10 protein-coding genes are annotated in these 13385 nt (G+C 71.2%); 4 read left to right on the top strand and 6 right to left on the bottom strand.

The window, feature by feature from the left end:
- Positions 1–478: 478 nt before the first annotated feature.
- Positions 479–688, top strand: coding sequence for a hypothetical protein (locus SLV14N_RS27220; protein ID WP_085927096.1), 210 nt, complete (start codon positions 479–481; stop codon positions 686–688).
- Between the two features lie 231 nt (positions 689–919).
- Here SLV14N_RS27220 and ppdK read toward each other — a convergent pair whose 3' ends face one another.
- The 3 genes from ppdK to SLV14N_RS27205 all read right to left on the bottom strand — a co-directional run bounded on the left by ppdK (position 920) and on the right by SLV14N_RS27205 (position 5886).
- A complete protein-coding gene (gene ppdK, locus SLV14N_RS27215; RefSeq protein ID WP_208684373.1) occupies positions 920–3655 on the bottom strand; it encodes a pyruvate, phosphate dikinase in 2736 nt (911 codons plus the stop codon).
- Between the two features lie 455 nt (positions 3656–4110).
- Positions 4111–4266 (bottom strand): hypothetical protein, encoded by a 156-nt coding sequence (locus tag SLV14N_RS27210; protein ID WP_208684371.1) that lies wholly within the window; start codon positions 4264–4266, stop codon positions 4111–4113.
- A 102-nt stretch (positions 4267–4368) separates the two neighbouring features.
- Positions 4369–5886, bottom strand: coding sequence for an MFS transporter (locus tag SLV14N_RS27205; protein WP_263271469.1), 1518 nt, complete (start codon positions 5884–5886; stop codon positions 4369–4371).
- A gap of 102 nt (positions 5887–5988) precedes the next feature.
- On the opposite strand from SLV14N_RS27205, the gene SLV14N_RS27200 reads away from it, so the two are divergent.
- On the top strand, positions 5989–6903 hold the full coding sequence (locus SLV14N_RS27200) for a helix-turn-helix transcriptional regulator (protein ID WP_263271468.1): 915 nt from the start codon (positions 5989–5991) through the stop codon (positions 6901–6903).
- 121 nt (positions 6904–7024) lie between these two features.
- Here SLV14N_RS27200 and SLV14N_RS27195 read toward each other — a convergent pair whose 3' ends face one another.
- The gene (locus SLV14N_RS27195) at positions 7025–7597 is read right to left on the bottom strand and encodes a MarR family winged helix-turn-helix transcriptional regulator (RefSeq protein ID WP_208684367.1); all 573 of its coding nucleotides are present in this window, start codon (positions 7595–7597) and stop codon (positions 7025–7027) included.
- Between the two features lie 216 nt (positions 7598–7813).
- Positions 7814–8941 carry a tRNA dihydrouridine synthase DusB gene (dusB, locus tag SLV14N_RS27190; RefSeq protein WP_263271467.1) on the bottom strand — a complete coding sequence of 376 codons (1128 nt, stop codon included), beginning with the start codon at positions 8939–8941 and terminating at the stop codon, positions 7814–7816.
- Between the two features lie 154 nt (positions 8942–9095).
- Here dusB and SLV14N_RS27185 point away from each other — a divergent pair, with 154 nt between their 5' ends.
- Positions 9096–10550 carry an MFS transporter gene (locus SLV14N_RS27185; protein WP_263271466.1) on the top strand — a complete coding sequence of 485 codons (1455 nt, stop codon included), beginning with the start codon at positions 9096–9098 and terminating at the stop codon, positions 10548–10550.
- Between the two features lie 56 nt (positions 10551–10606).
- On the opposite strand, the gene SLV14N_RS27180 is transcribed toward SLV14N_RS27185, so the two are convergent.
- Entirely contained in the window at positions 10607–11425 is an 819-nt protein-coding gene (locus SLV14N_RS27180; RefSeq protein ID WP_263273292.1) for a helix-turn-helix transcriptional regulator, read from the bottom strand.
- Positions 11426–11631: 206 nt separating this feature from the next.
- Here SLV14N_RS27180 and SLV14N_RS27175 point away from each other — a divergent pair, with 206 nt between their 5' ends.
- Positions 11632–13167: an MFS transporter gene (locus SLV14N_RS27175; protein WP_263271465.1), complete on the top strand. Its 1536-nt coding sequence runs from the start codon at positions 11632–11634 to the stop codon at positions 13165–13167.
- The last annotated feature ends 218 nt before the right edge of the window (positions 13168–13385 follow it).

Below are 13385 nucleotides of genomic sequence, written 5' to 3'. Positions count from 1 at the left end.
CCCACAGTGCGTCCGGGCGTGCCGCAATGCGCACACGGGCCAGATCGAGTCCACTGAAATGGACGCGTAACACCGAACCCCCACCCCTGGTTTCCTCAGTCGGCCCCCGGCACGCCTGAGTATGCACGCCAACACGCGCGGTCACCATGCCCTTTTGGCCAGACTTGAAAGTGGTCGCGCCACCGGGCGGCCGGAAGGAATGCTGTACTCAATTCAACGGCGGCGCGAACGGCCCGGGTTGCTCGATCCCGTGGGGGGTGATGGGCAAGGAACCGGCCGCTCGCCAGCCCCGTTGAAGGCCGCCTTCCCGCGCCGACCGGGGTGGCGGCAGCTCCCGAGGGGGGAGTCCGGAGAAAGCGAGGGCGGCACCTCCGCACAGGTGCCGCCCTCGTCGGACAGCTCCTGCACAAACGGGCGTCGCCCGGCAGCCCCCACTCCACCGGATGCACCCTCGGGGACACGGGGGCAGGCTGGAGGCATGGCCGAGCACCCGCCCGTCATCGTGCATCCGCCGTCTCCGACCGGTGGCCGGCGCGTCACGATCGAGGGCGAGATCCTCGGCCTCGCGTACAGCAGCGTCGACCTTCTGGAGTTCCTGCGCCGTGCCGGTCTGGACACGGACGTGGTGTCGCTCGACGACCACGACTTGATCGAGTGGCGGGGCGGCGGCCACAACGTCTGGATATGACGGACCCGTGTGAACCGTGCCCCGACCGCCGGTACCGGACCGCCTCGACGACACGGGAGCCGACGGGCCCCGGAACCGAAGCGAGGGCGGCACCTCCGCACAGGTGCCGCCCTCGTCGGGGTGCCGGAGCCGACAGCCACTGGCGGCTGAGGGTGAGGTGCCGTGGCGCCGGCTCCGGTGGGCTGTCCGGGGCCCGCGGACGCGCCTGGCGCCCGCGGTGCCCCGGTGGGGTCAGCGGCTGTCGCTGCCCTTGGACTCGGCGGCCGCGCGGCCCGCCTCCAGCCGTGCGACCGGGATGCGGAACGGCGAGCAGGAGACGTAGTCCAGTCCGGCCTCGTGGAAGAAGTGGACGGACTCCGGGTCACCGCCGTGCTCACCGCAGACCCCGAGCTTGAGGTCGGGGCGGGTGGCGCGGCCGGCCGCGGCGGCGTTGCGGACCAGGGAGCCCACACCGTCCTTGTCGATGGTCTCGAACGGGCTGACGCCGAAGATGCCCTTCTCCAGGTACGCGGTGAAGAAGCTGGCCTCGACGTCGTCGCGGCTGAAGCCCCAGACCGTCTGCGTGAGGTCGTTGGTACCGAAGGAGAAGAAGTCGGCGGATTCGGCGATCTGACCGGCCGTGAGGGCGGCGCGGGGCAGCTCGATCATCGTGCCCAGGGTGAGCTTGAGGCTGACGCCGTGGGCCTTCTCGACCTCGGCGATGACCTGCTCGGCCTCCTCGCGGACGATCTCCAGCTCCTGGACGGTGCCCACCAGCGGAATCATGATCTCCGCACGCGGGTCGCCCTTGGCGTTCTTGCGCTCGGCGGCCGCCTCGGCGATCGCGCGCACCTGCATCGCGAACAGACCGGGGATGACCAGGCCCAGCCGCACACCGCGCAGACCCAGCATCGGGTTCTGCTCGTGCAGCTTGTGCACCGCCTGGAGGAGCCGCAGATCGTTCTCGTTGGCGTCCTTGCGGGCCTCGGCGAGCGCGACCCGCACCGACAGCTCGGTGATGTCGGGCAGGAACTCGTGCAGCGGCGGGTCCAGCAGCCGTACGGTCACCGGCAGCCCGTCCATCGACTCGAACAGCTCGATGAAGTCGGCCTTCTGGAGCGGCAGCAGCTGGTGGAGCGCGGCCTCCCGGTCGGTCTCGGTGTCGGCCAGGATGAGCCGCTCGACCATCTCGCGGCGCTCACCGAGGAACATGTGCTCGGTGCGGCACAGGCCGATGCCCTGGGCGCCGAACCGGCGGGCACGCGCGGCGTCCTCGGCGTTGTCGGCGTTGGCCCGTACGCGCAGCCGGCGCACCCGGTCCGCGTACGCCATGATCCGGTGGACGGCCTTGACCAGCTCGTCGGCGTCATCGGCGCCGGCGTGCATCCGGCCCTCGAAGTACTCCACGACCGGGGACGGCACGACCGGCACCTCACCGGCGTAGACCTTGCCGGAGGAGCCGTCGATGGAGACGACGTCGCCCTCCTCGATGACGGTCCCGTCCTGGGTCGTCATCTTGCGGGACTTGGTGTCGACCTCCAGCTCCTCGGCGCCGCAGACACAGGTCTTGCCCATACCGCGGGCGACGACGGCGGCGTGCGAGGTCTTGCCGCCGCGGGAGGTGAGGATGCCCTCGGCGGCGATCATGCCGTTGAGGTCGTCGGGGTTGGTCTCCCGGCGGATCAGGATGACCTTCTCGCCGGAGCGCGACCACTTGACGGCGGTGTACGAGTCGAAGACGGCCTTGCCGACCGCCGCGCCCGGGGAGGCGGCGATACCGCGGCCGATCATCTCGGACTTCGCGCCGAGGTCGAAGCGGGGGAACATCAGCTGCGCCAGCTGCGCGCCGTTGACCCGCTGGAGGGCCTCGGCCTCGTCGATCAGACCCTGGTCGACGAGCTGGGTGGCGATCCGGAAGGCGGCACCGGCGGTGCGCTTGCCGACCCGGGTCTGCAGCATCCACAGCTTGCCGCGCTCGATGGTGAACTCGATGTCGCACAGGTCCTTGTAGTGCGTTTCGAGCGTCTCCATGATCTGCATCAGCTGGTCGTACGACGCCTTGTCAATCTGCTCCAGGTCCGCGAGCGGGACCGTGTTGCGGATACCGGCGACGACGTCCTCGCCCTGCGCGTTCTGCAGGTAGTCGCCGTAGACGCCCTGGTGGCCGCTGGCGGGGTCGCGGGTGAAGGCGACGCCGGTGCCGGAGTCCGGGCCGAGGTTGCCGAAGACCATGGAGCAGACGTTGACCGCGGTGCCGAGGTCGCCGGGGATGCGCTCCTGGCGGCGGTAGAGCTTGGCGCGGTCGGTGTTCCACGAGTCGAAGACCGCGCGCACGGCGAGGTCCATCTGCTCGCGCGGCTCCTGCGGGAAGTCGCGGCCGGTCTCCTTGGCGACGATGTCCTTGAAGTGCGCGACCAGGCTCTTGAGGTCGGCCGCGTCCAGCTCGATGTCGACGCGGATGCCCTTGGCCTGCTTGGCCTCCTCCAGCGCCTCCTCGAAGAGCTCGCCGTCGACGCCCAGCACGGTCTTGCCGAACATCTGGATGAGGCGGCGGTAGGAGTCCCACGCGAAGCGCTCGTCGCCGGCCTGCGCGGCGAGGCCGGAAACCGACGCATCGGAGAGGCCGATGTTGAGGACGGTGTCCATCATGCCGGGCATGGAGAACTTCGCCCCGGAGCGGACCGAAACGAGCAGCGGGTCATCGGCCTGGCCGAGCTTCTTGCCCATCTTCCGCTCAAGGGCATCGAGATGCTCGGAGACCTCGGCACGCAGTGCCGCGGGCTCGCTGCCGCTGTCGAGGTAGACCTTGCAGGCTTCGGTGGTGATGACGAAGCCGGGAGGGACGGGAAGTCCCAGGTTGGTCATCTCGGCGAGGTTCGCGCCCTTGCCGCCTAGCAGGTCCTTGAGGTCCTTGTTGCCCTCGGTGAAGTCGTAGACGAACTTCGCGGACGAAGGCTGGGTTACGTGGGGATCTTGTGTTTCCGGCACGGCACTGACTCCTCGCCGACGGGCTGCCCTGACGGCGAGGAACATACCCAGATCGAAGGCGTATGGGTACGTCCACTTGGTCGACATACCTGCGTAACCAGTCGTCCGCCACCAGATCGAAAGTGATCACGCCTTTGGAGCAGACTTCATTACCTGAATGCATCAATGCGCTGCGCAATCAGAAAGCGGATCTATGCTACGCACTGCAACGAATGGCTTAATCATTCGAACACATGAAGCGTGGCACCGGGTGCCACCATTGGAGAGGTGGAGTCCAGCTCTCAGTGCTCATCTGAGCGCACCCCCTATCAGGGGTGGCGAGAATCACGCGCTCATGTGTGACCGGGTTCCATCATTTGGACCCCCACTCCAGCTGTGTGATCAAGGAAAGCGTCCGCCCGCGCTGCGTGCGCCGAGCGCAGCAGGGCCCGTTCCCCTTCGATCCAGGCATTCCTTCACGCCACCGACCACGGAGCACCGAGCGTAAGGATCAGGCCATAGTCCTCGGCCGCCGGGAACACCACGTCGACGTCCGGGTTCGTATACCGTCCGGCCGGCACGACGAGCAGCTCCGCCAGCTCATGGCCCCGTTCGGCCGGCCGCTCGTCCATATGGCCCGCGGTGGGCAGAGGGCCAAGAACGCCGAACCCTGCGCGTCCCGCCCGTCGTTCCCCGCGCGCGGGACGGCCGCCGGACGAGCGGCCGTCCCCGGCTCAGCGCCGTGTGCGCAGCAGCGGGAGGATCGCCAGCGCGCCGAGCAGGGTGCCGGCCGCCACCGGCAGCGCGGTCGCGTACAGGGCATGCGCCGAGGCGACGGCCGACGGCGCGGCGACGGCTCCGGCGGTCCCGGGCCGGTCGGCGAGGGCCAGGAAGATGCTGCCGTACGCCGCGACACCGACCACCTGCGCGAGCTGCGGGACGGTGGTGAGCACCCCGCTGGCATCCGAGGCGTCCGCGGGGTCGATCCGGGACAGCGCGAGGGTCAGCAGCGGGCTGGTGGTGTACCCGAGACCGAGCCCCCAGAGGAGCTGCAGCGCCGGCAGGACGAGACCACCCTGGCCGCCCGCGCGCAGGGTGCACCCGATGCCCAGATATCCGGCCGCCGCAAGGGCCGAGGCGGCGGCGATCATCGGCAGATGCCACCGGGCGGGCAGCTTCCGCCAGGTGAGGCTGCCGGTGGCGACGCCGAGGGCCAGCGGGACGAAGGCCAGACCGGCGCGGGTCGCGGACTCGCCGAGCCCCGACTGCAGATGCTGGGAGAAGGAGAAGAGGAAGCCGGCGTATCCGGCCATGCCGAAGAACAGCGCGGCCGCACCGCACACCAGGTCCGGTGAGCGCAGCACCCGGCCGGGCACCAGCGGAGCCCCGCCGCCCCGTGCGACCCCCCGCTCGACCAGTACGAACACCCCGAACATCGGGGCCGCAGCGGCCAGACAGAGCGTCGTCCACAGCGGCCAGTGCTGCTCATGGCCCAGGACCAGCGGTACGACCAGCAACAGCAGCGCGGCCGTCAGTGTGACCAGGCCGGGCAGGTCCAGACCCTTGGACGACCGGGGCGTCCCGACGGGCAGCAGCCGTACCGCGGCGGCCAGCAGCGCCAGCCCGACGGGCACATTGATCAGGAAGGCCGGACGCCAGCCCGTGCCGAACAGATCCGCACTGACCAGCAGTCCGCCGACGACCTGGCCGACCACCACGGCGACCGCGATCACCGTGGCGTACAGGCTCAACGCCCGCGCCCTGGCGGGCCCTTCGAAGGTCAGCTGGATCAGGCTGTAGATCTGCGGGACCATCAGCCCCGCACCGAGGCCCTGCACCACACGGGCGGCGATCAGCACGCCCGCCGTGGGCGCCAGACCACAGCCGAGCGAGGCGAGGGTGAAGGTGGCGAGACCGGTCAGGAAAACGGTCCGGAAGCCGTGCCGGGCGCCGAGTCTGGCGCCGGTGATCAGCAGCGCCGCATAGGAAATCGTATAGCCGGCGACGATCAGCTGGAGTGCGGAACCGGTGGTGTCGAGGTCGGTCCGTATGGTCGGGGTGGCGACATTCACCACGGTGGCATCCAGCAGCGCCATGAACACCGCGCCAAGGACGACAAGAAGGATTCCGGTGTGCTGCGGGCGTTTTCCTTTCGGGGCGGCGGGCGGCGCATTCCTTGTGACGCCGTCCGCGGATTCCACGGCGGATATCCGGCCGGGTTCGGGGATGCGGTCCTGTGTCAGCTCGCTCATGACAGCGATGATCACGGGCGGGGTATTCGGGTACCAGATATCCAGTGATCCTGGTACCGGCGGTATCTGGCACGGGGTCACGGCGTCCCGCATGATGGTGCGGTGTCCAGCACCAGCACCCGTTCCGCAGCCGCCGCGGCCTCCCGGCGCGGTGAACTCGCCGCGTTTCTGCGGCTCCGCCGGGAGCGCATCACACCGGCCGACGTCGGACTGCCCGGCGGTCCGCGGCGGCGCACACCGGGACTGCGCCGTGAGGAGGTCGCCCAGCGCGCCGGGGTCGGGGTGGCCTGGTACACCTGGCTCGAACAGGGCCGGGCCATCAACCCGAGTGTGCAGGTGCTCGATGCCATCGCCCGCGCGCTGCTGCTCGGTCCGGCCGAACGCGAGCATCTGCACCGGCTCGCCGGTGTCCCCGGCGTCGCGGACTGCACCCCGGCGCGGCAGCCGCTGCCGTCCGAGGCACAGGCCATTCTGGATGCGCTGAATCCCTTGCCGACGGGCCTGGTGTCCGCCGGTTATGACGTACTGGCGTTCAACGACGCCTATGCGGCGCTCGACCCCCGTATCGTGCTGCTGCCACCGGCCGACCGTAATGTGCTGTGGCGCCTTTTCACGGCGGACGAGGAAAGCCAGCCGCTCGTCGACTGGGAACGTGAAGTCTCCTTCATGGTGGGCCAATTGCGATCCGAATTCGGCCGCCGCCTCCATGACCCGCACTGGCAGGCGTATATCCGGAAACTCTCCGGGGCGAGCCCGCTCTTCGCGGAAATGTGGGACCGGCACGAAGTCACCGCACCGGTCACCCACCGCAAGAGATTCCGGACGGCCGACGGCCGCGAGGTCACCATCACGGCGACCGGCTTCACGACGATCGCCGTCCCGGACGCCAAGATGTGGATCTACACGCCGGCCGACGAGGAGGCGGTCCGGGTACTCGGTGAACTCCTCGTCCGCTACCGGGAGATCGGCGCCGCCGGGCTGGTGGCCGCCGGCGCGGGCGGCGGCCCGGAGAGCTGACCGGCACGGCGGCCGGTACGGGGCGCCCGGAGAGCCGACCGGCACGGCGGCCGTACGGGGCGGCCGGTCGTGCGGGCGGCGCGGGTGGTGAGCCGGGGAGCCACGGCCCCCGCCCCACTCCCTACCTCTTGGCCCGGCGTCCGCTCCGCCGCGGGCGCGGCTCATGGCCGTCCAGCAGCTCCAGCCGCCGGTCCTCGCCCCGGGTCTCGACCTGGTCCACGACCCGGCGCAGCAGATCCGCCAGGTCCAGCGCCTCGTCGTCGCTCAACCCCTCGGTGACAAAGACTTCTTCGGCGTTGAACTCCGGGAAGACCCGGGCGATCAGCCGCTCGCCCTCGGGCGTGAGCGCGAGCAGGGCGAGCCGTCCGTCGGTCGGATGGTCCTTGCGCTCCAGCAGACCACGGCTCTGGAGGGTGCGGGCGACGCCGGTCAGCGTGCCCTTGGAGATACCGGCTTCCTCGGCGACCTGGCGGGTCTCCCGCTCGCCCCCGATCCACACCACCCACAGCACGACGAAGGAGGTCCAGGTCAGCTCGACGCCGCGCAGTACGGAGTTCTCGAAGTGCTGCCGTACGGCGGCCGCGGCGCGGTAGAGATTCGCGACCGCGGCCATCCGCTCGTGGCGGACGGGGGTGTCACCGAGCTTGGCCTGGACGGCCTTCTCCGTGTCCCCGATGGAACGGTGCCCGCTCACCACAGCGACTCCTTCGGCCTCGGTCCCGCCGCCCGTGCCTGCCGGGTTCCGGGGGCGGCAGTACGGGCTGCCGGGCGCCTCCCGTACGGGCGCAAACGGTAGGGCGCCGCGGCCTCGGCGGCCCGCGCCTGCGCGCTGACACGCCATGGAGGTACACGGGTGCCGTAGGGGTGGGGCGGAAGGCGCCCTTCGCGGCGCCGCCGTTCCCGGCCCGGCTCAGCCGCCCGAGGTGTCCAGTTCCGCGCCCGCGTCCACGCCCGCGCAGTCGTACGGGTCGTCGAGCCAGCCGTCCGGCAGGACGACCCGGTTGCGGCCCGAGGTACGGCCGCGCGGGCCGTCCGCGCCGGCCGGCCACGGCTGGTCCAGGTCGAGCTCCGACAGCAGCGCGTCCAGCTCGTCGAGGGAGGAGGTCACCGCGAGACCGCGGCGCATCTCGGAGCCGATCGAGAAGCCCTTGGTGTACCAGGCGACATGCTTACGGAAGTCGATCACGCCGCGCGCCTCGTCGCCGATCCACTCGCCGAGGAGGGTGGCGTGCCGCAGCATGACGGCGGCGACCTCCTTGAGCGTCGGCTGGGCGTAGGTGCCGGTGCCCTCGAAGGCCGCGACCAGATCCCCGAACAGCCACGGCCGCCCGAGGCAGCCGCGCCCCACGACCACCCCGTCGCAGCCGGTCTCCCGCATCATCCGCTGGGCGTCGTCGGCCGACCAGATGTCGCCGTTGCCGAGCACCGGGATCTCCGGGACATGCTCCTTGAGGCGGGCGATGGCGTCCCAGTCGGCGGTGCCGCCGTAGTGCTGGGCCGCGGTGCGCCCGTGCAGCGCGATCGCCGTGATGCCCTCCTCGGCCGCGGTCCGCCCCGCGTCGAGGTAGGTGAGGTGGTCGTCGTCGATGCCCTTGCGCATCTTCATCGTCACCGGCAGGTCGCCCGCGTTCGCCACCGCCTCGCGCAGGATCGAGCGCAGCAGATTCCGCTTGTACGGCAGCGCCGAGCCGCCGCCCTTGCGGGTCACCTTCGGGACCGGGCAGCCGAAGTTGAGATCGATGTGGTCGGCGAGGTCCTCCTCCGCGATCATGCGGGCGGCCTTGCCGACGGTGTCCGGGTCGACGCCGTACAGCTGGATCGAGCGCGGCTTCTCGGTCTCGTCGAAGTGGATCAGCTGCATGGTCTTCTCGTTGCGCTCGACCAGCGCCCGCGTCGTGATCATCTCGCTGACGAACAGGCCCTTGCCGCCGCTGAACTCCCGGCACAGCGTCCGGAACGGGGCATTGGTGATCCCGGCCATCGGCGCGAGGACCACGGGTGGCTGCACCGCGTGCGGACCGATCTGCAGCAGAGTCATGGCGGCGATACCTTCGGCTTTCTTCGGCTTCCGTTGGCGGGGCGGGCGGGCCGCGGCCGTACGGGGTTGCCGGCCGCTGCGACCTCCCATTGTCCCGCACCGCGCGAGTGGCCCCGCCAGGACCGGGGACGGCAGATCGTTGTAGCGTTCAAGAATGCCTGAGCTCAGCCGTCGACGGCGTCTTCTGGTGCTGGCGATCTGCTGTATGAGCCTGCTGATCGTCAGCCTCGACAACACCATCCTCAATGTCGCCCTGCCGTCCATCCAGCGCGACCTGCACGCCTCGGTCGCCGGCATGCAGTGGACCATCGACGCCTACACCCTGGTCCTGGCGGCGCTGCTGATGCTGGCCGGTTCCACCGCAGACCGGCTCGGGCGGCGCCGGATCTTCCTGGTCGGCCTGGTGGTCTTCGCGGTCGGCTCGCTGCTGTGCAGCCTGGCGCCCGGCCTGGAGTGGCTGGTGGTCTTCCGGATGGTGCAGGCGGTCGGCGGCTCGATGCTCAACCCCGTCGCGATGTCGATCATCACCAACACCTTCACCGAACCGCGGGAACGGGCCCGGGCGATCGGGGCGTGGGGCGGGGTCGTCGGCATCAGCATGGCGGCCGGTCCGGTGATCGGCGGGCTGCTGGTCCAGAGCGTCGGCTGGCGTTCGATCTTCTGGATCAACGTCCCGATCGGCGCCCTCGCGCTCTTCCTGACCCTGCGCTACGTCCCCGAATCGCGCGCCCCCAAGGCGCGCCGCGTCGACCCGGTCGGCCAGCTGCTGGTGATCGGGCTGCTCGGCTCGCTGACGTACGCGATCATCGAGGCCCCGGACGCCGGCTGGACGTCCCCGGAGATCCTGGCGTTCGTGCTGCTCGCGCTGGCCTCCCTGGCCGGTCTGATCGGCTATGAGCGGCGCCGCCGGGAACCCCTGATCGATCTGCGGTTCTTCCACAGCGCACCGTTCAGCGGGGCCACGGTCGTGGCGGTCTGCGCCTTCGCCGCGCTGGCCGGCTTCCTCTTCATCAACACGCTGTATCTGCAGAACATCCGCGGTCTGTCCGCTCTGGACGCCGGGCTCTACATGATCCCCATGGCCGGGATGACGCTGATCTTCGCGCCGGTGTCCGGACGGCTGGTCGGCAGCCGCGGCCCCCGGCTGTCACTGCTCCTGGCCGGTACGGCGATGGGGGCGAGCGGGCTGCTCTTCGCGGCCTTCGACGCCCAGTCGACGAACCCGCTGCTGTTCACCGGCTATGTCCTGTTCGGCATCGGGTTCGGCCTGGTCAACGCCCCGATCACCAACACCGCGGTGTCCGGGATGCCCCGCGCCCAGGCCGGGGTGGCCGCCGCTGTCGCCTCCACCAGCCGGCAGGTCGGACAGTCGCTCGGCGTCGCGGTGATCGGCGCCGTACTGGCGAGCGGGGCACATGCCGCCGCCACCGCGGACGCCTTCCTCGCGGCCGGCCGCCCGGCGTGGTGGATCATCGCCGGCTGCGGCGCTGCCGTCCTGCTGCTCGGCGCACTGACCACGGGCCGGTGGGCGAGGGCGACGGCCGACCGCACGGCGGCGCTGTTCGAGGACGAGGCCCGGGGGTACCGTCCGGCGGATGCGCGCCCTTAGGCGGGGGCTTCCTTCCGTCCAGCGAGCCTGCGCCCCTCGGACGCCCGGCCGTACGGTCACACCGCGGCGAGCGCCGCCGGCTCCGCCGCCAGCTGCTTCAGCCGCTCCCGGGACGTCTCGTCCACGGGCGTGTAGGACAGCAGCTTGGGACCGGGGCTGGGCCCCGTCCACAGGCTGGTGGCGGTCAGTTCGAGTGCGCCCACCCGCGGATGCCGGAAGAGCTTGACGGAGCTGACCGGGCGGATGACCTCGTGCTGCGCCCAGATCTCCCGGAACTCCGGTGAGGCCTCCGTCAGCCGCGCGACCAGCGCCTTCCAGGCCGGCTCCGCGACATGCTCGGCCATCGACGCCCGGAACTTGGCGGCCATCACCCGCATCGCGGCCTCCAGATCGCCCACGGTGGCCCGCCACTCGGGGTGAGTGAACGCCAGCCACATGCAGTTGCGGTCCTCTTCGGGCAGCGCATCGAGATCGCACATCAGGCGGCCGTACGTGCGGTTGTAGGCGAGGATGTCGAACCGGCTGTTCTGGACGACCGCGGGGAACGGGGTGAGCTGTTCCAGGATCTGCCGCAGCTCCCGCGTCACGCCCGTGCACTCCCTGCCGGGCATCGGATCGACCGCCCCCGCCAGCGCGAACAGATGGCTGCGCTCGGCGCGGTCGAGCAGCAGCGCACGGGCCACCGCGTCCAGGACCTGCGGCGATACATGGATGTCCCGGGCCTGTTCGAGCCAGGTGTACCAGGTGACCCCGACCGCACCCAGGTGCGCGACCTCCTCACGGCGCAGACCGGGCGTCCGCCGTCGGGCGCCCCGCGGCAGCCCGACCTGCTCGGGCGTGATCCGCTCCCGTCGGCTGCGCAGGAAGGCGGCCATCTCGGCCCGGCGGGCGGCGTCGTCGCGCGGAGCCGTGCCGTACGGCGGGGCGGCGGCGCCACCGGGGCCTGTGGCAGGCTGCGGCAGGGGCGGGTCCAGGGTCATGGGTCCAGCGTGCCGCAGGCCCGAGCCCGTTGCCAGGTAGCACTGGTACCAGGATAAGAACACTCTGGTACCCGGGTGAGCGGTCGACGATCGTCGAACCCGTGAGCGATATCCGAGCACAGACGACCACCCCGGAAGCCCCGGCCGTGCCATTGGGGGCCCCGGCCACCGCCCCGGAGGCCGCGTTCCCGGACGCCCCGGCGACCCCGGAGGCGCCGGCCGCACCCGGCCCCGCCCCACAGCAGCAGCGGACTCCGACCGTGCTGACCCCGCTCGGCCTGCTGACCGTACTGCTGGGCGCGGCCCTCCCCCTGATCGACTTCTTCATCGTCAATGTCGCGCTGCCGACCATCGACCACGATCTGCACGCGGGCCCGGCGATGCTGGAGATGGTGGTGGCCGGTTACGGCGTCGCCTACGCAATGCTGCTGGTCCTCGGCGGCCGGCTCGGCGACATGGTCGGCCGCCGCCGGCTGTTCCTGTGGGGCCTGGCCGCCTTCGGGCTGACCTCGCTGGCCTGCGGTCTGGCGCCGGACGCCTGGACGCTGGTGGCCGCCCGGGTCGCCCAGGGCGCCGCGGCCGCACTGCTGCTGCCGCAGGTGCTGGCCACCATCCAGGCGACGACCACCGGCAAGCGGCGCGCCAAGGCCGTCAGCCTGTACGGCGGCACCGCCGGAGTGTCCAGCGCCGTCGGCCAGGTGCTCGGCGGGCTGCTGGTCTCCGTCGACCTGGCGGGCACCGGCTGGCGCGCGGTCTTCCTGGTGAACGTCCCGATGACCGCCGCGGCCTGGCTGCTGGCCGCCCGTACGGTCCCCGAGACCCGCTCCCCGCACCCGGCCCGGGTGGACGGACCCGGCACCGCACTGCTCGCCGCCACCCTGATCACCCTGCTGCTGCCGCTGACCGAGGGCCGGGCGGCCGGCTGGCCCCTGTGGTCCTGGCTCCTGCTGGCCGTCTTCCCCTTTGCCGCCACCGCGTTCGTGCTGTTCGAGCGCCGGGCCGAACGCCGCGGCCACACGCCGCTGGTCCCGCCCTCGCTGCTGCGCATCCCCTCCGTGAACAGCGGACTCCTCATGCTCGTTCCGTTCACGCTGGGCTTCGGCGGCTTCATGTTCGTGGTGGCGGTCGCCCTCCAAAGCGGCCTGCACTTCGGCCCGTTCGCGGCCGGGCTGTCCCTGGCGCCGATGTGCGTCACCTTCTTCCTCGCCTCCCTCGCCGGTCCGCGGCTGGTGCTGCGGTTCGGGCGGCGGGTGGTGATCGCCGGTTCACTGATCCAGGGCACCGGGCTGGTCCTGCTGGCGCTGACCGTGCACGCGGGCTGGCCCGGGATATCGGTGGCCGGCCTCGCGCCGAGCATGGCCGTACTGGGCATCGGACAGGGCATGGTGATGCCGGTACTGATGCGCATCGTGCTGAGCGAACTGCCGGTGACGCAGGCGGGCGTGGGCGGCGGCGTCCTGGTCACCACCCAGCAGTCCGGCCTCGCCCTGGGCGTGGCCACTCTCGGCACCCTCTTCCTCTCTCTGATGCCGTCCGTCGGCATCCGCGACGCCCTGCTCACCGCGCTGCTGACGCAACTGGCGATCGTCGCGGGCACGACGCTGCTCGCCCTGCGCCTGCCACGCACCGTGCACTGAGGTGCCCTGACCTGGGCTGAACTGGCCCTGGGCTGAACTGGCCCTGCGCTGAGGCGAGGAGCAAGAAACCCCGGGCACGGCTCACAGGCGACGGCAGGCGACGGGCGACGGGCGACGGGCGACGGCAGACGGTGAGAGACGACGGCAGGCGGTGAGAGGCGACGGCAGACGATCGGGCGTCCGCCCCGCCCGATGTCCGACGCCCGATCCACATGACG

Source organism: Streptomyces sp. Je 1-4 4N24, assembly GCF_026239515.1.
Lineage (GTDB): Bacteria > Actinomycetota > Actinomycetes > Streptomycetales > Streptomycetaceae > Streptomyces > Streptomyces nigrescens.
The sequence above is the reverse complement of the archived record's forward strand: the minus strand, read 5'-3'. Positions and strand labels throughout refer to the sequence as shown.